This is a genomic window from Brucepastera parasyntrophica (assembly GCF_022376835.1).
Lineage (GTDB): Bacteria > Spirochaetota > Spirochaetia > Treponematales > Treponemataceae > Brucepastera > Brucepastera parasyntrophica.
In genome coordinates this window covers 262,807-284,106 of sequence record NZ_CP084606.1, presented here as the reverse complement: position 1 = coordinate 284,106, position 21,300 = coordinate 262,807, and the positions used below count along the sequence as shown (strand labels likewise).

The following is a 21,300-nucleotide window of genomic DNA, read 5'->3' as shown; positions in this document are numbered from 1 at the left end:
CAAACCCATACTCAGGAAATACCAAGTTCATCAAAAAGCTTCTTGTACACTTCAAAGTGTTCCGAGCGTGCGAATTCCTCAATTTTTTCTTCAGGCAGACTTTCAAGAAGCTGGTCCATGTAGGACAAAACCGATTTTATTTCATCTTTCAGCTCGCCCGGAAGGCTTGCAACCCCGGAAGGAGCGGAATCATCTGATACGAGGGTCTTTTCGGATTCCGTCTCAGCGTCCTCCGGGACAATTTCCGGAGGTTCTGCCGGTACCGTTTCTTCTATCTGTTCACCGGCCTGTTCTGCAGGGACAGACAGGATATCAATTGAGTCTTCCGATACTGGCATATCCGGAATTTCCATCACTGCATCAACAGAGGGTACAATGTCCGTTTCCGGAGATTCTTCCCCGGACAAATCAGCCGGGATACTTTCCTCAGCTTCCTGGGTTTCGGTTACGGCATCCGCCGGCATATCAGTCTCTGCGGGAAGTACAATTTCTTCTTCCATCATTTCCGGAGACTCAAGCAATTCTTCGCCGGCCGGATCATCCGGAAGGCTTTCTTTGGCTTCATGGGTTTCAGTTACAGAAGTTTCACCGTCATCTTCCAGCTCCAAATTCCCGAAATCAAAGGTTATATCGGAAATATCATTTATCTTGTCTAACTCATCCAGATCATCATCTGTGGCTTCGTTGTCAGCTTCAGCCTCGGTCTGAATATCGGGTATATCAAGATTAAAATCATCCAGCACGGGTTCTTCAAGTTCTTCATCAGCAAAATCGATTGTCTCGAGATCAGCTTCTTCCATGGGAATTGAACCTTCCGAATCATTATCTTCAGGTTCCGCTAGAAGGAATTCATTTTCTTCAAAAGACGGGTCGCCTTCCTCGGGTCCGGATTCTCCTGCCAGCAGGTCAGTTTCGGCAAAGGTATCGTCCAGAAGGTTAGTCTGCAGGTCCGGTTCATTTTCTTCAGACGGAGCAGATTCGGAAACAATAGTCTGGCTTTCATCCGGGGTTTCTGCTTCCGCGCTGTCATTTTTTTCTTCAGTAAAGTCTGCAGTAATAAGAATATTATTCAGTTCATCACCGGTTAGGGCAATTGTTTCATCAGAATCATCATCACTGAAAAAGCCGGAACTTTCACCATTTTCTGCAATTCCCTGATCAGGATCACATGGTTCGGCAAGAGGCGCCGGTCTTTGGTTGGCAAGTTCCGTTTTTAATGTGGATATTTCCTTTTTAATTGAAGAAAGCTCTTCCGCAATTACCATTAACAGCTCGGTTGATTTATCATTTGATGTCATTGTTTCCTCTTCTTCCGGCATATCATCATGCAAGTCCCTTTCTAAAGCGCCAATATCATCAAAATCAAGAGACACATGCTCCTCCGTGTCTGAATTGTCCTGTCGGGATTCAGTTTGTTCATTATAATCGGTAATTTCCGGAATAGCAAGTTTTTCCTCGGTTTTGTTTTCCGTTTCTTCCATTTTTGGCAAGGGTTCTGCCGACAATGCTCCTGGTTCGCGGACCCGGCCGGTTCCGTCTTTAAGCGCTACGCCTGTTTCCGTAAAGGCCGTCTGTCCCGAAAGAGTACCGGTATCAACAGGTTCGTCATCAAAATCAGGAAGAGGAATAATGTCATCTTCCTCCCCGTAGGATTTTGTGAAATCCGGCATTTCAAAGTCATCATCGTCCGCAAGTTTAATTTCCTCACCCGCGCCAATGTCTGTTTCATCAATACTGTTTACTTCTCCGCTGAAATCATCAAAAACCGTATTATCTTCAGAAATTGTATCATCAGGCAGACTTTCTTCTTCAATGATACTGCTTTCAAAAGATGTTTCCGGTTCGTTTTGGTCCGGAATAAAGGAATTCAAATCATCATTTTCTACTTTTTCAAAATCGGGAAGCATTTCAATGTCCTCATCTTTTATTTCAATGTTATGAAATTCTTCGGAATTTCCTGTTGTTTCTTCAGGTATGGAAGCACTCTCATCATGTACTTCAGTGTCACTGGATCCGGGTTCTTCAATTTCAGAATGAAGTTCCGGAACCGGGGTGATTTCGTCGTCAAATTCATCAATGACTGTTTCAGAAACTACGGGCGTCTCATCTGTCCATGCTTCCGTATTATCTTCCGTTTCCGCTTCAGGCTCTCCGTTTATTTCATCCGGAGAGACAATATCTTCAACTGTATCATCTGCAAACGTATTGTCAATTTCTATGGGTTCATCTTCCTCAGGCTCGGTTTGCGGGGCAGCTTCCACAGCCTCATTGTCCTGTTCTTCTGAAATTGAGGTTTCATCTGTCTCACTGTCCGGGTTTGTTTCCCCGGTATTTTCCGGCTGTTTTTTTCCTTCGGGAGCAGGGGTGTCTTCCACTATTTCCAGAAGACTGTTCAGTTCCGAAGCAAAGTCACTGTTAACGACCGATACAGTATTATCAGCTTTTTTTGTTGACTGGACATATCCGGTCGTTTTTGAATCAAAAAGCGGAACGGAAATATCTTCATCCGAGCTTTCACTTACTGCGGATGATACTGAGCTGAGTTTATCTTCTTCAGTAACATTAAGATCGTAATTGTGTTCCTGTTTTTCGGCGCTTTGGCCTTTCAAAGTAGCCGCAGGAGCATTTGTTTCGTCAAGAAGATCAAGCAGATCATCGAATTCGGTTACATCTTCGGAAATTCCGACCTCGGCGGAAGCCGCCGGAGCTTTTCCGTCTGCCTTTGGTTCCTCGGCCATGTCAGGAATTTCGCTCAGGTCAAAGAAGTCATCCTCGGCAACTGACATAAGGGTGTCAACTGATTCCTCTGTTCCGTGTTTTTCTGCAATGAAGTCCTCATCAAATTCGAGTTCAAGATCGACCGGTTCACTGTCCGAGAAAAGTTTATCATTTTGGTCGTCAACAGTTATGCCGCCCGAATCATTAAACGCGTCGATAAAATCATCAAGATCAAGGTCATCGCCGCCGCCGGAAGAAGCGCCGTCCGCATTAAAATCATCCAGAAAGTCATCCAGACTCAGTTCTTCAGTTTCTCCGCCGGCTGATGAGTCCGCTGCCGGGCTGCTGATACCGGCTATATCGTCAAAAGATATTTCTTCAGTGATATCAGCGGTATCCATATCTGAAACGGTACCGGATTCTGAGGATGCCGCAATAGTATCGTCTGAAGTTTCATTTATATCATCAAAGGATATTTCTTCTGTTATATCCGCATCTGAAATGGACTCGGCTTCCGTAAAAGCCGGGGCAGTGCTTTCTTCCTCGGTTTCTTCGGGTTCGCCTATATTATCAAGGGATATCTCCTCCGTGATATCTGTATCCGTTCCGGAAACGGTTTCGGTTTCCGAGGCCACCGGAATGGTGATTTCTTCCGTAATTTCATCTGATTCGACAATATCCGGCAACTCGAACTCGCCGGCGGTATCATCTATATCAAAATCAAAGGCTTCTTCGGCATCTTTGTCTTCATTCAGAGCAGTGTCTGCAGTTTCCAGAACGGTTTCCTCAACACTGTTTACTTCATCGCTGAAATCATCAAGGACAATTTCATCAAGGGTAATATCATCGAGGGATTCATTGCTGATCAGGGTTTTTTCATCAATGGTATCTTCCGCTATATTTCCGCTGGCATATTCGGTATCGGAATGTCCGGAACTCAGGTTTTCAGACAAAACTTCAGGTTCGGTTTCGGGGGAGGGAAATACATCATCATCATCGGCCTGAATTTCGGAAAAATCATCTGTATGCAGGGCTTCCGTAAAGTCCTGCCCGGATTCAGCCGGTTCTTCAATATTGATTGTTTCGGTACTGTCTATTATGGAATCATCAAAACTGATTGTTTCAGCCATATCTGCGGAATCATCAAATTCAAAATCGGCGCTGTCACTGACAGAATCCGGCGCAGTTTCCGGAAGTTCATTTTCTTCCGGCGGAACAGCTGTTTCAGCGGATGCCATACCGTTTTCAGTTTCGGACGTGTCAAAAGAGTCATCAAAGTCGGGAAGCTCGGAAAAGTCGGAATCGGACAAACCGGTATCAATCGGGATCCCAGCCGGGTCTGTAATATCCTCATCCACATCACGGGGACCGCTCTTGACCCATACTCCATACATATCAAGTGTTTCTGTTATATCAGACAAGTCATTATCAAAAGAGTCATCATTTATATCATTATTCTCATAATCGGATGTCATTAGCTGCTCCCCGAGATTATAATTATTCACTAGTTTATCGGCATTTTTTTCTTTATTATTAACTTTAATATCAGACCCGTTCTCCTGTCAATAAAATTCAAGATTTTGCAGTTTTTTGCCGTATCTTGAAGGGTATGAAGTGGCTTAAAATTGTGCTGCCTGTTTTTGCGGGTACGCTTATATACTGTGTAATGAGTGTCTGTTTCGGTCCGCGGGGAATTTGGGCTATGGAGCAGCTTTCCCAGGAAAAAGACCGGCTGGAGCAGCATCTTGATTATCTGTATACAATAAATACTGATCTTGATATTAAATTCAGAAATCTGACTGCTGATCTCGACACTATAAGTGTATATGCCCATGAACTCGGATATGTTGCCGAAGACGAATATCTTATAAAGCTTGCCGGTTTTTCCGGAGGGATTGACCGGAAAGTATATGCGGGCGAGCCTATTATTACGGCAAAGCCTGAATATGTGCCTGAATGGATTTGCAAATTGTTCGGGATTATTTCGGGACTTTTGGTATTTTTTATATGCATAACAGTCAATCTGAAAAAAAGCACAAAAAATATGATAATCTTGAAGAACTCATCTGATTCCGCTGAAACCGCCGCCGCTTTTTTAAAAGCAGGCAAGCTTGTTATTCTTCCCGCAGACACAATGTACGGGTTTTCCGGGACAGTCCCCGGTTCCGAGCAGCTTATTATCGCCGCGAAGGGGAGGGATGAGGGCAAGCCGTTCATACAGCTGCTTGCGCATCCGGAAGATATTTTTCATTATACCGATAACATAATTCCAGCCGGTCTGCTGAATATGTGGCCTGCGGCCCTGACGCTGATAATCCGCAATAAAACAGGCGGAACAACTGCCTTCCGCTGTCCGGACTGCGCCTGGCTCAGGGAAGTTATTGAAAAAACAGGGACGCCCATATATTCGACAAGCGTGAACCGCTCAGGTGAAAGCCCGCTGCACGCGATCGGGGAGATTATTGCGGAATTCAGTGATGTTGCCGACCTGATTGTCGATGATGGGGACTACCGGTTTCCCGCGGCTTCAACCATAGTTGATATAACCGGAGAAAAATACCGCATTTTAAGGCAGGGAGATGTGACTGTTCCCGGTGAATATCTTGAATAGCAGCGGTTAATTCCGTGTCCAGACTTCATCTACTATGATGCCTTCCATCGAAAGGATATTTTTTCCGTCATTATGAATTAAAACTGTTCTTTTATTTCCGACCAGCACTTTCTGATCCGGGGTTATCATAAAGCGCCATTCAAGCGGCGGCGCTATGTTTACGGCCTGCTTTGCGACCGGATCGGGAAGGTCTACAAACTGCCGGGGCGATGAGGCTCCCTTCTGGCGCACAATAAGTTCATTGTTTGAAAGGACAAACTCAAGGGACAGGGATACCCGCTGGAAAGGACTACGACACCCCGTCCGCCGCGCAGAATCATTATTTTTTCCACATCATTTTCACCGCTCCATGAACCGGCAAGGGAGTCGATATTTGTCACTGGGACCAATTCACGCGTATCGGGAGGCGGAGGGGTTTCTGCTGTCTGAGGCGTCACCTGTGAAGCGGGTTCGGGGTCGGGAAGCGAGATTGACAGGTCGAAAAGGTCCCGTACAAGGAGCCGGGATTCAAGAAGTATACGGTTGGAATTCTCATAAACGCGCGAAATGAGCCTGGTTACCGTATAGGGTCCGCCCTTTAATACGATTTCGAGCTGGATACCCTCCGGTTTGCTCATTAATGAACCGTAAAAAATATAATCGACACCTTCGGGGACCCGCATGTCCGGGGCCAGGCTTCCGAACGCATATCAATTGCCTGATAATTCCGTAATTCCTTGATAAAAGAGAAAATAAGATCATTTACAGTTGCGGTAATATTTTCTCCGACATCATTTGACCGCAGCGCGTATACCGCTACTACCGGTACATTTTGCGCAAATGCGCATATGTGGGAAAAAAATAATACAAAAAACAGTCCGAATCTCTTTGTCTTCATTATTCCTTTACTTATAGTATAACACCTTATCCGTCATTTTTCTTGCGGAATTCACGCTGAATATCACGTTTCATATCCCTTTCGCGTATATCAGCCCTCTTATCAAACAACTTTTTACCTTTGCAGATACCAAGAAGCACCTTAATTCTGCCGTTTTTCAGGTAAAATTCAAGCGGAATCAGTGTAAAGCCCTTTTCATCGACCTTCCGGGTCAATCGTTTTATCTGGTCACGGTGAAGCAGCAGTTTTTTCTGGCGGTCAGGGTTATGGTTAAAAACCGAGGAATACACATATGGTGTTATATGAAAATTATTGAGCCAGACCTCTCCTTCGCGTATTTCGGCAAAGGCGTCCGGAAAGGAAATATTTCCCGCGCGGACTGATTTTACTTCGGTTCCCTCAAGCACGATTCCGCACTCAAGCGTTTCTTCTACCGAATAATTGAACCGGGCTTTTCTGTTTTGCGCAATAATTTTTACTGGTCCAGACATAATTGCTGTAATTATAGATTTCGCATCTGTACTTGTCAACGACACCCCTTCGTGATACCATTTTCCACATACTTGCGCCAATTTCAAAATCTGTCATTTTGAAATCGCCTCACTTTTAAAAAATACGGCGCGCAGAGAGGGCGTTATGGCAACAAAAAGAAGATATTCGTATGCGGACCAGAAGAAAAAACGTCAGGTGCTGTTTACCATATTAATCGTTTTTATTGTATTAATGATTTTATTCGCGGTTTTGCGTACTTATCTGATAACAAACTATACTGTAGATTCGGTAACCATGGAGCCGACTATCTATTCCGGCGAGTTTATTATTACAACTCCCTTATACAAAACACAGGAAAATCCGGACTCCGGCATTTCACCTTTTTTATCATCTGAGCGGGGGATCTTGTGGTCATTTCTTCCACATATTCCGCCGATACGCTGCTTATTACCAGGCTGGCAAATTTTCTGGTTTCATTTGTAACATTCCAGAGAATTTCTCCATTCAGCAACAACAATTGGGGTGAAATGCCGACTGTTAGAAGGCTTGTCGGCTTTCCGGGCGATTCGCTGTATATGAATGATTTCATTTTATACATTAAACCTGCGGGAGCGGCCCATTATCTGACCGAATTTGAAATTACCGAAAAAGAATATGACATTAAGCAGGAACGTCTGCCCGATGAATGGACGGACGCTCTCCCGTTTGCGTCTTCTTTTCCTGAAATAACACTGCAGGAAAATGAGTATTTTGTCTTATGCGATAACAGAATAACTGCAAGTGATTCCCGTATATGGGGTGCTATTCCTTCCCATAGAATACAGGGAAAGGTCCTGTTCCGGTACTGGCCGCCGCAGCGGTTTGGCGTCCCCTGATTTTTATCCCGGATGGTTTGTTCTCTTTATATTCATATTCCGTTCTGCAGGAAAAAATGTGACTATTGTGATTTTTTTTCGGTGGTCCCTGGTAAAACAGACAGCACTTTATTTTCCGGCTACATTTTGTCTCTGGAAAAAGAAATATATGCCCGGCGTTCTTCTTTCCGCATTGAGGGCTGGAAAACCGTATATATTGGAGGCGGCACGCCCAGTCTTTTATCCCCTCATAATATTCTGGAACTTGGCCGGATTATACGCCTGGATGGAGTTCTCCGCCTTGATGAGGGGATTGAATGGACGATTGAAGCGAATCCTGAAGATATTACAGCTGAATGGCTCGAAGCCTGTGCTGCAGCCGGTATTAGCCGGCTGTCACTGGGAATTCAGACCCTGAATGACGACAGTCTTATTGCTCTCGGGAGGAGAGGAGGCCGGAAAAGCAGTATCCGTGCGCTGGAACTGGTTCAGCGTTTTTGGAAGGGGGAGGTATCTCTTGATTTTATTTCGGGACTGCCGTTTCAAACCGAAGCTGTAATTGAAAGTGATTTTGCTGCTGTCTTTCCATTTGATCCGGACCATATTTCCCTGTATTCTCTGACAATTGAAAGCGGGACACCGCTTGCGAAACAGGGACACCAGAGCCTTCCTGACGAGGACCGTTCCGCGGATTTATGGCTTGCAGGACGTAAAATTCTTGAAAATGCCGGCTACAGGCAGTATGAGGTTTCCAATTTCGCAAAACCGGGCAGGGAATGCAGGCATAATCTGACTTACTGGAACATGGAATCGTATATCGGGGCAGGCCCCGGAGCTGCCGGGACTATAATAACACCTGAGGGAGCGGTGCGGTTTGAAAACTGCAAAGATATACAGAAATGGTCCGGCAATCCGGCTGAAAGCTTTATAACCGAGACTATTGATACCCATACCGCAATAATTGAGTTTCTGCTTATGGGCATGAGGCTTGCTGCCGGCATTGACTGCGGTGAATTTGAGAGGCGGTTCAAAACAGGTGTATTTCAATATATCGGCGGAACCTTATCCCGCTGGGAAGCAAAAAAACTCCTCCGATTAGCTGACGGACGCATAGCGCTCACCGGAGAAGGGCTTTTGTATTTAAACTCTTTTTTGACTGAATGCATATATGAAATAGAAGCGTATAATAAAAGATACAGTCAAGAATGATTCTAGTTTCATATCCCTGTCTGATTTTCTATACTTCATTAGCAACACTGATTATTCATCTTCAACAAAAAACTGATTTGCCTTACGGTATACTTCACTGATAATTGTTTTTAGTGAGTCGTCAATATCCGCTGTTTCATCAATAAGATATTCCAGACTGGTTATTGACTCATTCAGAGCTGTATAAAATCCTCTGGAACTCTTGAACCAGTATTGACCGTTTTTATCGGTAAAGAGGCAGATAAAACCCAGCTCTTTGCTTTTTTCTTTTGAAACAGTAATACGGAAAAGCCATTTCAGCTCTGTAATAAGAGCGGAGGGGTCTTTCTCAAGGATGAAATTCTTTTTCCGCGGCCAGGAATTCTTTTCCACCGGTTCAAGATCAAAATTTTCAGCTATTTTAATTATGAGAGACATTTTTTCGCCGGTAAGAAGTCCGAATCCATTGATTATTATTTTTCCCCGCAAGCCGGCAATCTGCGTCATATAGGAACTGTCGGTATCAACGGACGCAAGCGCTTTTTTGAATTGTTTAAAAGGCAGCTGCACCTGTTTTTTGCTCTTTATTCTTATTATTTCAAAAACTTCACCGCCAAACGAAATTTCATATTCATTATCCCTGATTTTTCCGCGTTTTTCCGTTTTCCGGGATTGAGTCCGGCTGTTTTCATGCGCTGTGTGTTTCTGGTCTTTTTTTCCTTTCAGTTTATAGGGCAGGTCCGGATCAATACGTTCAAGTATGTGTCTGGAAAGGGGAGAAACCGACATGGCATACATGCGTGAAGTTTTTACGATTTCTCCGGCAACAATATACTGCGGATTTTCCCTGTACATACACGATCCGGGATGTATTTGGATACGCTCGGCAGTTAAGGTGTGAAAGGTATCTCTTCCGTCATTCGCGCACAGAAACTGGATCAGACCGACAGCTATGGCAGTCAGGTAATCTTCAATGGGGCCTCCCGATAAAACAGGGATGCCTTTGTCCGAAATAATCAGTTCCAACTGGATTTTAATGTTGGCAATTTCGGCCAGTACACGTTCATCCAGATAATTAATCTCACAGAATTTCTTCTTGTTCTGGGCCATTGTGTACATGCGGAATATCCGCAGAAATGAGACAAAATCCCCGTTTGCGTCCCGAAAGCTGTGGTGCGCCCTGCGGGCATCCATTTCCTTGCCCTGCGGCAGAATAAACGGACTCTGTGCGGAAAGAAAGGCAGCCGCAATAAGAACTTCTTCAGTAACCTGGGGATAATTCAGCATGGCTTCAACAATTATCCTGGACTGCCTGGGTGAAAGCGGAAAGAGGCACATCATTTCCCCGATTTTTGACAGCGAATTATCATCGGCCAGGGCTCCAAGCAGATTCAGGGTATCAATCGCTCCCAGCAAGCCTTCCTTTCCCGGCGGGGAGATAAAATCGAACTGCTCAAAGTCGGTGATGCCGAGTTCAGCCATCCGCAATACAACTTCGGAAAGGTCCGTCCGGTAAATTTCCTCTGTTGTATACAGCGGTCTTGTTTCAAAATCCTTCCGTTCATACAGGCGGTAACAGGTTCCCTCGCCGGTGCGTCCGGCTCTTCCTCTCCGCTGATTGCATGAGGCTTTTGATACTGAAGATTCGATAAGCCCCGATGTAAAGGTCCGGGGATTGTAATAATTGAGTTTTGCCAGACCTGAATCAATAACTGATGTTATGCCGTCTATTGTGACTGAGGTTTCCGCTATATTGGTCGCGATAATAATTTTCTTTTTACCCGGCGGGGCTTTTAAAAATACCCGCTCCTGTTCTTCTTTGCTGAGTCTTCCGTACAGCGGCAAAACATACAGTCTGCGGTACCAGATTTTTCCTGAAAGATACTCGATGCAGTTTTTTATAGCCCGTTCACCGGGGAGGAAAACCAGTATGTCTCCCTGCCTGTTTTCTTCGAGAATCCGGCCCGTTATGGCCGCAATTTTTTCCATAAGAGCCTCTTCCGCCGCAAGTGTTTCGCTTGAAGCTGAAATTACCGGAGGATCATAAATAAGAGTAACCGGGTAGGTGATGGCGTCAATTTTTACTGTCGGACAGTCATCAAAATAGGCCGCGAAGAGTTCCGTATTAATCGTTGCGGAAGAAACAATAACCTTGAAATCATGGCGGGCTTCGAGTATACGTTTGAGCAGCCCCAGAATAAAGTCAATATTGAGACTCCGTTCATGGGCTTCGTCGACCATTATAACAGAATACTTGCTGAGCCAGGGGTCAAGTTTCATCTCCTGTAACAGCATGCCGTCTGTCATTATTTTTATCCGGGTTGACTGGTCTGTCTTATCCTCAAACCTCATTTTGTAGCCGACAAGCCCGGGCATGACCGTACCGAGCTGCCGGGAAATAAATTCACTCACGGACAGGGCCGCGATACGTCTGGGCTGGGTTATCCCGATAATTCCGCTTGAGGTATATCCTGCTTCATGCAGGATAACGGGCAATTGCGTTGTTTTTCCCGAACCGGTGGGGCTTTCAACTACAATAACCTGATTAAGGGAAAGCATATTGAGAATGCGCTGTTTTTGCTGGTAAACCGGCAGTTCCTGTGGTTTCATCTGTAATTAATATATCCCGAATATCCCTGGAAAGTCCATCAGACATATTTGATATTCCGGTTGGTTATCGAATATATTCTGCACTTTCGCGGCTTAAGTCTGATAAATATGCATTTTTCAGGGGAAGGGGTCCGGTAAACGGAGGTTTATTGCCTTGCGCAAAAAAATACTTTACACATTGTTATGTGTAAGTTTTTGTTTTTTACACATGCGAATGTGTAAAACTGATATTTTCTACACAATGGTATGTGTAAAAAACTGTATGAGAGGAAGTCACAGCGGCAGGTAATCTTTCATGAGGGACATCCGCGTACGGTAATAATTCTGCCAGACGTCCTGGAGGCCGGTAATAAAGCTGTTATCAAACAGTTTAACAACAACTCCTTCTGCCGGGTCAACATAGTTTGTTATTAGCACGGGATCAACGGAAATAATACTGTATTTTCCGGATCCGGTTTCCGCCGGAATATTCTTTGATAATTCCACGCTGAGCAAAGCGGCATCGCCTGTATACTCACGGTACCGGCCGGGGTCGTCCCGGGCAGGGCGGAATCTTTGTCCTGAAATAAAGTTCCCCATGGAATACATAAAAAGCGCCTGTTTCGGCTCAGTTCCGTCCGGCCCGGGAATTTCAACGGTTTCCCAGGGATGCATTACATGGGGATGATGCGCCCAGACAATATCGATTCCTGCCGACGCAAGCCGGATAAACCAGTCCTTTGTTCCGGAAGAAACAGTCCTGATATATTCCGGCGCTTCCGAATGGAGAGCGAGAATAAAAATATCGCAGGGGTTTTCTCTCCGCATTTCCGTTATTTTTTCGAGAAAGGCCTGCCGCGCACTTTCAATGGAAGATACACGGTAAACATACCGGCCTGCTTCATCATAGACATTCAGAATTTCGGTCACGGAAAGAAACAGGATTTTCCATCCGTTTTTTTTTATCATGACAGGATATATGTCTTCTTCTTTTTTCGTTTTCAGCCCTGAATACGCGGTCAGAAGGCGGGGGTGCTGAACAGGTTCTGCGTTATATAAATCATACAGCGCGTTTTTTTTATACGCAGTAAAAAAAGTCTGCTGCGGGTTTTGTCCTGCCTGTGATGAAAGCAGCCGCCACGGGTGCGCCCCCTTACCCAGTTTTTTCATAACAGACAGCGTGCCGTTTATTCCCTTTACGCCCTTATCATTTGAGTGGTTATTTGCCAGGGAGAAAACATCAAAGCCTCCGTCAAGCGCGGCCTGCACATAGGGGGTATGAACATTGAAACGCGGATATGTGGACATGGGAAGATCATCCGTAACAGGCACTTCAAGATTCCCGAAGGTCAGATCATCAGCAAGAAGCAGGTCTCTCACATCATCATAAATCAGATTATAATTATCCATTTCAAAATTAACATTGTGGGCCATTATATCCCCGGCAAAGGTGAGGCGCAGGTTTGAAACAGCGTCAGCTGCCCTGTGGTCAGGCTCCGCGCCGGTACTGTCAGAAAAAGAATCCCTTTCAAGCGGCGGAGACAGAAGGAAGAGGCTGAAAAAGGTCAGGCAGACCAGCATCGCAGAATAAAATGATCTTTTCACTATATATGTAGTATACGTTGACATGAAAGAATGCACAAGTTAAACTGTTGTATTGTTTAGTTGGTTATAAAATTAGGAGGAAAAGAAATAGCTATGGCTAAAACCAAATTTGTATATTTCTTCGGAAACCGTGAGGCCGAAGGAAATGGAAGCATGAAGGAACTGTTGGGAGGGAAGGGTGCCGGACTTGCTGAAATGACTTCTATAGGTCTCCCCGTTCCGGCCGGTTTCACCATTACTACTGAAGTATGCGATCTTTATTACAAAAACGGCAAAAAATATCCTGCCGGACTGAAAGATGAAGTTGAAAAATATATTAAAAAGCTTGAAAAAGTAACCGGAAAAAAACTCGGTGATCCTGCGGACCCTCTGCTTGTTTCAGTACGCTCGGGAGCATCCGTTTCAATGCCGGGAATGATGGAAACTATTCTCAATCTCGGATTAACAGATAAATCGGTAGAAGGACTTGCAAAAAAACCGGAAACCCCAGGTTTGCACTTGACGCATACCGCCGTTTTATAATGATGTACGGCTCAACAGCCATGGGCATTAACCGGGAAAAATTTGATGAAGCCTTCAGTGAAATAAAGGAAACAGTAACACGCAAGCGGCTCAACGCAAAAAAGGATGTCAAAATAGCCGATACCGATGTTAATGAAGATGAACTGAAGCTCCTCATAAAGAAATTCAAGGAACTGTATAAAAAAGAAATCAAAAAGGATTTTCCCCAGAATCCATCCGAACAGCTGTGGGGATCCATCGGAGCCGTATTCGGTTCATGGATGGCCGAAAAGGCTGTAACATACCGCAAGGTAGAAAAAATCGTAGGCGTTAAGGGAACCGGGGTTAATATCGTACAGATGGTATTCGGCAATAAAGGCAATACTTCAGGTACGGGCGTATGCTTTACCCGCGATCCGAATACCGGTGTAAATGTATTCTACGGCGATTATCTTTTCAATGCCCAGGGCGAAGATGTTGTCGCCGGTATCCGCACCCCGATCAAGCTTTCTGAATTTGCTAAAAAAGATCCGAAAGCTTACAAGCAGCTCTGTGATGTACGGATTACGCTCGAAAAACATTATAAGGACATGCAGGACCTTGAGTTTACGGTGGAAGAGGGCAAACTGTATATGCTTCAGTGCCGCACCGGAAAACGTTCTCCCGCAGCTGCATTCAGAATCGCCGTTGATCTCGTTAATGAAAGACTCATAACAAAGGATATTGCCGTAAGCCGCATAAAAGCGTCTGATATCGAAGGTATTTTTTATCCTGCCATTGATAAATCCCAGACTGCCGCGCTTAAAGCGGCCTTTATTGTGCAGGGAATTGACGCGGTCCCCGGAGCCGCTTCCGGAAAGGTCTGCTTTTCGGCGGAAAAGGCCGAAGCGCTTGCCGCAAATAAGGAACGCGCTATTCTTGTCCGCAAGGAAACAAGTCCTGAAGATGTCGGCGGAATGCACGCGGCCCAGGGAATTCTGACCGCAACAGGCGGAAAAACAAGTCACGCCGCAGTCGTTGCCCGCGGCTGGGGAAAATGCTGTATTGTCGGCTGTGAAGCAATGTCCGTTGATTACGCAAAAAAACTGTTTACCGCAAACGGTATTACTGTAAAGGAAGGCGATTATATTACGCTTGACGGCTCAAACGGAAATGTATACAAGGGTGAGCTGAAGCTTATTGCCCCCAAACCTCCCGCGGCATATGAAACCATCATGAAATGGGTTGATGAATTCCGTACTATGAAGGTCCGGACAAATGCGGACACACCGTATGATGCCCTGTATGCAAAAAAACTCGGCGCCGAAGGAATCGGGTTATGCCGGACCGAACATATGTTCTTTGATACGGAAGAGCGCATCCTGGCGATCCGGCAAATGATTATTGCCGATACCGTAGAAGCCCGCAAAATTGCGCTGAAAAAACTCCTTCCAATCCAGACAAAAGACTTTGAGGGTATTTTCAAAGCAATGGATGGCTATGGCGTTACAGTCCGTCTCATTGATCCTCCGCTCCATGAATTTGTCCCGCATGATGAAGCCGGACAAAAAGCGCTTGCAAAGGCCGCAGGTGTGAGTTTTGAAACGGTAAAACAGCGCATTGAAAAACTGCATGAGGCTAACCCCATGCTCGGGCACCGCGGCTGCCGGCTTGCAATAACCTATCCTGAAATTCTTGAAATGCAGGTAACCGCTATTATAACGGCGGCATGCAATGTTGCGAAAAGAGGAGTCAAGGTAATGCCTGAAATTATGATTCCTCTGGTTATTGACGCGAAAGAATTGAAGATTCTGGAGGATTTGACCCGTAAAACCGCTGATGAAGTTATTGCCAAAAAAGGAATGACCTTAAAATATCTGGTCGGAACAATGATCGAAACGCCCCGCGCAGCAATCCTTGCTGACAAGATTGCGCGGGTAGCGGACTTTTTCTCCTTCGGAACAAACGATCTTACGCAGATGACTCTCGGAATCAGCCGTGACGATGCAGGAAAATTCCTCCCCGATTATATTGATGAACATAAGGCTGGCATTTTCAAGGCTGATCCCTTCCAGACACTTGATCAGGATGGAGTGGGAATGCTGGTAAAGTGGGCTATCGAAAAAGGCCGCGCGGCGAATCCGAAACTTAAAATAGGTATTTGCGGCGAGCACGGCGGTGATGCGGATTCCGTGAAATTCTGTTACAAGGTCGGAATGGATTATGTTTCGGCGTCCCCATTCCGCGTTCCCATAGCGCGGCTTGCGTCTGCCCAGGCAGTTCTTGAAAGCAAACCGAAGGCCGCTCCGCAGAAAAAAGCAGCGACCGCGGGTAAAAAAACACCGGCAAAGGCTGCCGACAAAAAGAGCGCGCCTGCGAAAAAGGCTCCGGCAAAACCGGCCGCAAACAAAGCCGCGTCTCCGGCTAAAAGAAAGCCCCGGCAAAGACCGGTTCCAAAAAGACAGGTAAATAATTCTGACTTTGAAAGACACTATTCATTACGGATAGTGTCTTTTTTTTGAGGTAGATATGCGGCGGATACTTGTAGTTTTATGTTTTATTTTTGTAACTGTTACAGGAATTTTCTGCGCCGGAAAGAAAGACTCTTCCGCTGAAAATAACCCGGCTTTAAAAGTTGCGGCCCTGACAGGGACCTCAGGTGTAGGGATGGCGTATCTCATTGAAAATCCTCCTGAACTCAGCGCGGAAATATCCTTTGAAATTGTTATCTCAGTTGATGTCCTGCTGCCCAAACTCCTGAACAGGGATATCGATATCGGCATCCTCCCTCCGAATGTAGCGGCAAAGGTGTACAATCTGAATAAGAACTCAATAACAGCAGGGGCCGTTACAGGAAACAGTATGCTTTCATTGATCACCAGGGATACAGGAATTTCCTCCCTTTCTGATCTTGCCGGCAAAACGGTAGTTATAGCGGGGCAGGGGGCTACTCCGGAATATGTTTTCAGAACCCTGCTGCAGCAGGAAAACCTGTCGGATAAGGTGAAGCTTGACTTTTCAATTCCAAACCCGGAAATTGCTGCCGCGCTTCTCAGCGGAAGAATTTCCTATGCCGTAGTACCGGAGCCCTTTGCGACAGTAGCGGTTTCTGCGGACCCGTCCGTCAGACGGGCCATTGTCCTCAGGGATTACTGGCAGCGAGATGGGTTTGGAGATGATTTTCCCATGACCCTCTGTGTAATCCGTAGTGAGTATGCCGAAAAACACCCGGAAACGGTCAGGCAGTTTCTCGAAGCATACCAGGATTCAATACAGTGGACCATCGCACATCCTGCTGAAGCAGGACGGCTTGCAGAAGCAAAGGGCCTCGGATTAAAAGCTGAAATTGCCGCGAAGGCAATTCCTGACTGTAACTTTGTTTTTATTCCGGCTTTTGAGGCCAGGACATCGATTGAGCAATTGCTGTCAGTTTTTCTGGAGTACGCTCCCGAATCAATCGGCAGTGTCCTGCCTGATGAGAAATTTTATTTCAAATGACTTTTTCTTCCTTTGCAGCTAAATACAGAAATTTCCTTTTGGGTCTGCTGTCCTGCGGGATTCTTATCATTATCTGGTTTATTCTGGCGGAAGTTATTGGCTCTTCTTTTATTCTGCCGTCACCGGTAATGGTCTTCAGGGACGGCATCAAATTAATAGGGGAGGCTGACTTCCTGAAAACGCTGGGAGCAACCTGCATGAGGGGACTCCAGGCTTTTATAATTTCCTTTTTCCTGTCCTGTTTTCTTGGATCGATGGCCGGTATATTTCCGTCTGTTTCGGCCTTTTTAAAACCATGGATGTCCGTTATTAAATCAACCCCTGTTGTTTCCTTTATCCTGATCGCTATATTCTGGTTTGGTTCTTCTTTTGTTCCTGTTTTTATTTCAATACTTATGACCCTGCCCATTATGACAGGCTCAATTGAAGAAGGAATCAAAAATACCGACAAAAAACTCCTCCAGATGTCCGAAGTTTATAATATGCCGGGCTTTAACAGGTTTTTTTATATCAGACTTCCTTCAACGCTTCCATACCTTCTTGCCGGAGCCGGGTCATCACTTGGCCTTACCTGGAAGGTTGTAATAGCGGGGGAAATCCTCGCGTTTCCGCCTTTCGGGCTGGGCAGCGCAATGCAGACCGCAAAGGTTCATCTTGAAACTTCACGGGTTTTTTCCCTGACATTAGTAGCAATAATTTTAAGCATAATAACGGAAGCGGTTTTTACCGGAATTGTACATTTTGCGACAAGGCGCTACACATCAAATGCAGATAACAAATCTTGATATTTCGTTTGAAAACCTTATACTCTATAAAGACTTTTCCATATCTTTTGCGGACAATGCCATTACCGCTATCCTCGGTCCTTCCGGGTGCGGAAAAACCACGCTCCTGAATGCCATTGCTTTTAAATTATATAAAGACAGGGTTTCCTATATTTTCCAGGAACCGCGGCTTTTGCCCTGGTGCACAATTGAAAAAAATATTACCCTGACATTGGAAGGAAACAAGACAGAAAAACAGCAAAAAGCGAGGGCCTACCTGGAACGGGTAAACCTGTTGAACAGAGCAAAAGATTATCCGGAAAAGCTTTCGGGAGGAGAACGGCAGCGTGTTGCCATCGCCCGGGCTTTTGCAAGTACTGCTCCCATACTGCTTATGGATGAACCCTTTCAGTCACAGGATCCCGGTCTGAAAACACAGCTCATTAATCTTGTTCTTACCCTGCAAAAACACGAAAAGAGGACAATTATTTCCGTCAGCCATGATATACGGGACGCCCTGTCATTGGCTGAGCATATAGTCATTCTTGGAAACCGCCCCGTGTCTATTGTCTTCGATAAAGCCGCTGCTGATACGAATGAGGCTGCGATATCTGAAGAGCTTAACAGGCAGACAGAACAGTTTCGCAGAATGGTTTCCGGTGAAAAACCATAAAAGGGATGCAGGAAATACCGGAAGAGAAGGCTGTTTTTATATTTTATTTACTGCGTATAATGTATGTTCTGTCTAGTAATATATAAAAATGACTCGGTTTTCTCTATATAATAAACTAAGCGCATGCACACTCTGCTGTCGTTTCAAACAGGTCCGAATTTGTCGTTTTTTTAATGCCTGGGTTTTGCTGGCTTTATGGTTTCCTGTTTTACGCATTTTAAAATAGCGGTAAAATCAATACGTTCCTTGTTTAATACAACGAAAATATTATAATTTTCTGATCATAATATCCATACACACGGACTCGGGTTATCATTGCATTCTGTCTTCTTATAACAATAAAAAGTTTTAAGCCTTTTATTCTTTCTCTGTGTTATTTCCGCTCAGAATCCAGAAGGAGCGCTTTATTATTCTTTTCCGCAGTTGTCTGAAAAGCTTCAAAAAAGTCAGATGTTTTTTCTGTATCATTTTGTGCAATGCTAGAAATTTTGTGAATATGTATACTTTCCTGTATGTTGCAGGAGAGTATTTCAGAAACCATATCACGGGTCTCCCGATCATGTTCAAACGGCAGAGTAACAGCAAGTCTATCCTCCCCTTCATCCGTGAATATTATTTCCGTATGATGTTTCAGGTATTCCTGAATTCTGTCATTATTCAGAAGCAGTTCTTTTATGTTTTTATTATAGAATGTCCATATGTATCTGTTTCCCCAGAGATATGTAGAAAGGGCTTTGCGTTTGATCTTGCGCGAAAGCCGGTAAGCGAATACCCTGCCTATTCTGATAGAATCCGGGAGAGATTCGTTCAGAACCAGACTGATTTCTGATTCATCAACAAAATCATATAGAAGAAATGACGCGATTTCAGCCTCGGAACTGATGCCAAGCGACATGCTCTGGGCAATTTCAAAACGGGGCAAGGGATTAAATCCTTCTGTAAAAATCACAGGCAGGCCGGAACGCTGAAAGGCTTTGTTCCAGATTTCAACTAGCGAAAGGTGGGGAATATAGGCCGCTTCGCCTTTTTTTGCAAATTCAATAATAACACGGTACGCAGCTTCAGGGCTTCCCTTTTCACTCATTTTAATAACATTTGCATTTTCTGCGGAAGGTTTCAGAGCCGCTGAGTTCTGTAATCCTGTATCTGTCAGAAGAGAAATTCCTTTTGATGAATTGCATACTCCGCACGGCTCTTTACATTCAACAGAACATTGCGGGGTGAGCTGTTTTTTTTCAGAACGTTCTTTTTCCCGTTTCAGAAAGGCTTTTGAAACGCCAAGAGATACTCCGTCCCAGGGAAGCGGTTCATCCGTTTGCCTATCACGCAATGTTTCTTTTTCAACATCCCACTCGGCTTTATTAAACACGTCCATCCAGATTTCACTGTTTGATTTATCTTCCCATGCGTCAAGTCTGCAGCCCCTGTTATATGCTTCCAGTATAAGCTTTCCGGTCTTTTTGTCATTACGGGTGAGAACACCTTCAAGAAAGGAGTTAAATGGACGGTGTGTATTCAATTTGAATCTTCCTTTCGGGAGATTGGCCCTGACATATGCGTATTTTTCTTCAGCGTCGGAAATTGATAATTGTTTGCTCCACTGAAAGGGTGTATGAGGTTTCGGAATAAAAGTACCGATATTCACATTGCACTGTATCCGGGTAATGTCCTGAATTTCCAGAAGAAAACTTACGATTTCTTCTTCTTCCAGAATTCCTTCATCAGGTACCGGGAGTCCGGCCATAAAATAGAATTTTGCCTTACTCCATCCGCTTTTTTTTGCCTCAAGAATAATCCGGATTATTTTATCACGGTAGACTTCCTTATTCAGGGATAACTGCCAGGCATCTACCGGTGTCTCTACCGCAAAAGTCAGCCCTCCCCTGCGGACCTGGGATATTTTTTCCAGAAGAGGCAGGGTGAAGGAATTCACTTTTAATGAAGGCAGCTGAAATGAAACATTTTTATGCCTGAATTGAGACGTGAGAATATCGCACAGAGTTTCTATATTTTCATAATCTCCTGATGAAAGAGACAGGAGGCTGATTTCACGGTATCCGCCGCGGTTGATTAAAAAATCGGCGTCGGAAATAATTTTTTCGGCTGGTTTCATCCGCTGGGGACGGTAAAAAACACCTGCATGGCAAAAACGGCAGCCGTTCGGGCAGCCCCTCATAATTTCAATGCTGCCATGGTCCTGGACTACCCGCATATTTGGGACGGGAAAGCAGATCGGATTATCTGAAACAGAACCAAAGCCCGTATAAATGGCCCGGCGCGCGCAGGGTTCATTTTTTTTCCGGCGCTCATCCTTGCCGGCAGTCCATACTGACGGATGGCTTTCAAGAAGATTCAGAATATCCTGTCTGGAAGCCCCGCCGCTTTTTATTTCTGCAGCCGATTGAATAAGTTCAAACATTCCGGCTTCTGCCTCGCCGATAAAAAAAGCGTCGATAAAATCAGAAAAAGGCGCAGGGTTGGTAATGCCGCAGCCACCGGCAAAAATTATTGGATCGTTATCATTCCGCTCCGAACATTTCAGGGGAATATTGCCGGTATCAAGTATGGCAAGAAGCCCGGTGATTCCCGGTTCATAACCCATACTGATTCCGAGAATATCAACTTCATTCAGCGGTATCCCGCTTTCAAGTGTATACAGAGGAAGCTGTTTTTGCTTGAGCAAATCTTCAAAATCCCTTGCCGGAGCAAAAACCCGCTCACATCTGACAGAGGGTAAACGGTTCAGGCGGTCATACAGGATTTTTATCGCAAGGTTTGACATTCCTATTTCATACAAATCGGGAAAGGCAATTGCGAATGTAAGTTCAGCAGACTGCTTGATTATTTGTCCGTATTCGCCGCCCAGATATTGTACGGGATTTTGAATATATATAAGGTCCCTTGCAAGTTCCTTCAGGGGATCGATATGCCGAGTCATTTATTGCTCCAGT

Annotated in this window: 13 protein-coding genes and 2 pseudogenes; 8 read left to right on the top strand and 7 right to left on the bottom strand. The window is 45.0% G+C overall.

The window, feature by feature from the left end:
* Positions 1–11: 11 nt before the first annotated feature.
* Entirely contained in the window at positions 12–4,193 is a 4,182-nt protein-coding gene (locus tag K7I13_RS01345) for a midas domain-containing protein (protein WP_255947369.1), read from the bottom strand.
* Between the two features lie 134 nt (positions 4,194–4,327).
* Between K7I13_RS01345 and K7I13_RS01340 the strand changes: the two genes are divergently transcribed.
* The gene (locus K7I13_RS01340; protein ID WP_255947367.1) at positions 4,328–5,329 is read left to right on the top strand and encodes a Sua5/YciO/YrdC/YwlC family protein; all 1,002 of its coding nucleotides are present in this window, start codon (positions 4,328–4,330) and stop codon (positions 5,327–5,329) included.
* Positions 5,330–5,335: 6 nt separating this feature from the next.
* Here K7I13_RS01340 and K7I13_RS15965 read toward each other — a convergent pair.
* The 3 genes and pseudogenes from K7I13_RS15965 to smpB all read right to left on the bottom strand — a co-directional run bounded on the left by K7I13_RS15965 (position 5,336) and on the right by smpB (position 6,697).
* A pseudogene (locus tag K7I13_RS15965) lies at positions 5,336–5,946 on the bottom strand (TP0183 family DNA metabolism protein).
* Positions 5,946–6,206, bottom strand: a complete 261-nt coding sequence (locus tag K7I13_RS01325) for a hypothetical protein (RefSeq protein ID WP_255947362.1) — start codon at positions 6,204–6,206, stop codon at positions 5,946–5,948. The pseudogene K7I13_RS15965 and the gene K7I13_RS01325 overlap by 1 nt, the downstream one beginning before the upstream one ends.
* Positions 6,207–6,232: 26 nt before the next feature.
* Positions 6,233–6,697, bottom strand: coding sequence for an SsrA-binding protein SmpB (smpB, locus tag K7I13_RS01320; RefSeq protein WP_255947360.1), 465 nt, complete (start codon positions 6,695–6,697; stop codon positions 6,233–6,235).
* 145 nt (positions 6,698–6,842) lie between these two features.
* Here smpB and K7I13_RS15535 point away from each other — a divergent pair, with 145 nt between their 5' ends.
* From K7I13_RS15535 to hemW, 3 genes are read left to right on the top strand one after another with little or no spacing between them, the layout of a single operon-like run.
* Positions 6,843–7,181: a S26 family signal peptidase gene (locus tag K7I13_RS15535; RefSeq protein WP_369413690.1), complete on the top strand. Its 339-nt coding sequence runs from the start codon at positions 6,843–6,845 to the stop codon at positions 7,179–7,181.
* A complete protein-coding gene (lepB, locus tag K7I13_RS01315) occupies positions 7,106–7,573 on the top strand; it encodes a signal peptidase I (protein ID WP_255947358.1) in 468 nt (155 codons plus the stop codon). The genes K7I13_RS15535 and lepB overlap by 76 nt, the downstream gene beginning before the upstream one ends.
* Before the next feature lie 12 nt (positions 7,574–7,585).
* Positions 7,586–8,761 carry a radical SAM family heme chaperone HemW gene (hemW, locus tag K7I13_RS01310; RefSeq protein WP_255947356.1) on the top strand — a complete coding sequence of 392 codons (1,176 nt, stop codon included), beginning with the start codon at positions 7,586–7,588 and terminating at the stop codon, positions 8,759–8,761.
* Positions 8,762–8,812: 51 nt separating this feature from the next.
* Here hemW and K7I13_RS01305 read toward each other — a convergent pair whose 3' ends face one another.
* On the bottom strand, positions 8,813–11,350 hold the full coding sequence (locus K7I13_RS01305) for a helicase-related protein (protein ID WP_255947354.1): 2,538 nt from the start codon (positions 11,348–11,350) through the stop codon (positions 8,813–8,815).
* A gap of 273 nt (positions 11,351–11,623) precedes the next feature.
* On the bottom strand, positions 11,624–12,934 hold the full coding sequence (locus K7I13_RS01300) for a CapA family protein (RefSeq protein WP_255947352.1): 1,311 nt from the start codon (positions 12,932–12,934) through the stop codon (positions 11,624–11,626).
* Positions 12,935–13,027: 93 nt separating this feature from the next.
* Between K7I13_RS01300 and ppdK the strand changes: the two are divergent.
* The 4 genes and pseudogenes from ppdK to K7I13_RS01280 all read left to right on the top strand — a co-directional run bounded on the left by ppdK (position 13,028) and on the right by K7I13_RS01280 (position 18,349).
* Positions 13,028–15,936 (top strand): annotated as a pseudogene (gene ppdK, locus K7I13_RS01295) (pyruvate, phosphate dikinase).
* A 7-nt stretch (positions 15,937–15,943) separates the two neighbouring features.
* Positions 15,944–16,912, top strand: coding sequence for an ABC transporter substrate-binding protein (locus K7I13_RS01290; protein WP_255947350.1), 969 nt, complete (start codon positions 15,944–15,946; stop codon positions 16,910–16,912).
* Positions 16,909–17,697, top strand: a complete 789-nt coding sequence (locus K7I13_RS01285) for an ABC transporter permease (RefSeq protein ID WP_255947348.1) — start codon at positions 16,909–16,911, stop codon at positions 17,695–17,697. The genes K7I13_RS01290 and K7I13_RS01285 overlap by 4 nt, the downstream gene beginning before the upstream one ends.
* Positions 17,678–18,349: an ABC transporter ATP-binding protein gene (locus tag K7I13_RS01280; protein ID WP_255947346.1), complete on the top strand. Its 672-nt coding sequence runs from the start codon at positions 17,678–17,680 to the stop codon at positions 18,347–18,349. The genes K7I13_RS01285 and K7I13_RS01280 overlap by 20 nt, the downstream gene beginning before the upstream one ends.
* 373 nt (positions 18,350–18,722) lie before the next feature.
* Here K7I13_RS01280 and K7I13_RS01275 read toward each other — a convergent pair whose 3' ends face one another.
* Entirely contained in the window at positions 18,723–21,287 is a 2,565-nt protein-coding gene (locus K7I13_RS01275) for a TIGR03960 family B12-binding radical SAM protein (RefSeq protein WP_255947344.1), read from the bottom strand.
* Between the last annotated feature and the right edge of the window lie 13 nt (positions 21,288–21,300).

What these genes read in the sequence shown, in the direction of transcription:
- hemW (WP_255947356.1), top strand. Translation starts at nt 7,586, where the DNA reads ATGGTTTGTTCTCTTTATATTCATATTCCGTTCTGCAGGAAAAAATGT.
- K7I13_RS01280 (WP_255947346.1), top strand. Translation starts at nt 17,678, where the DNA reads ATGCAGATAACAAATCTTGATATTTCGTTTGAAAACCTTATACTCTAT.
- K7I13_RS01325 (WP_255947362.1), bottom strand. Translation starts at nt 6,206, where the DNA reads ATGAAGACAAAGAGATTCGGACTGTTTTTTGTATTATTTTTTTCCCAC.
- K7I13_RS01275 (WP_255947344.1), bottom strand. Translation starts at nt 21,287, where the DNA reads ATGACTCGGCATATCGATCCCCTGAAGGAACTTGCAAGGGACCTTATA.
- K7I13_RS01305 (WP_255947354.1), bottom strand. Translation starts at nt 11,350, where the DNA reads ATGAAACCACAGGAACTGCCGGTTTACCAGCAAAAACAGCGCATTCTC.
- K7I13_RS01340 (WP_255947367.1), top strand. Translation starts at nt 4,328, where the DNA reads ATGAAGTGGCTTAAAATTGTGCTGCCTGTTTTTGCGGGTACGCTTATA.
- K7I13_RS01290 (WP_255947350.1), top strand. Translation starts at nt 15,944, where the DNA reads ATGCGGCGGATACTTGTAGTTTTATGTTTTATTTTTGTAACTGTTACA.
- K7I13_RS15535 (WP_369413690.1), top strand. Translation starts at nt 6,843, where the DNA reads ATGGCAACAAAAAGAAGATATTCGTATGCGGACCAGAAGAAAAAACGT.
- K7I13_RS01345 (WP_255947369.1), bottom strand. Translation starts at nt 4,193, where the DNA reads ATGACATCCGATTATGAGAATAATGATATAAATGATGACTCTTTTGAT.
- K7I13_RS01285 (WP_255947348.1), top strand. Translation starts at nt 16,909, where the DNA reads ATGACTTTTTCTTCCTTTGCAGCTAAATACAGAAATTTCCTTTTGGGT.
- smpB (WP_255947360.1), bottom strand. Translation starts at nt 6,697, where the DNA reads ATGTCTGGACCAGTAAAAATTATTGCGCAAAACAGAAAAGCCCGGTTC.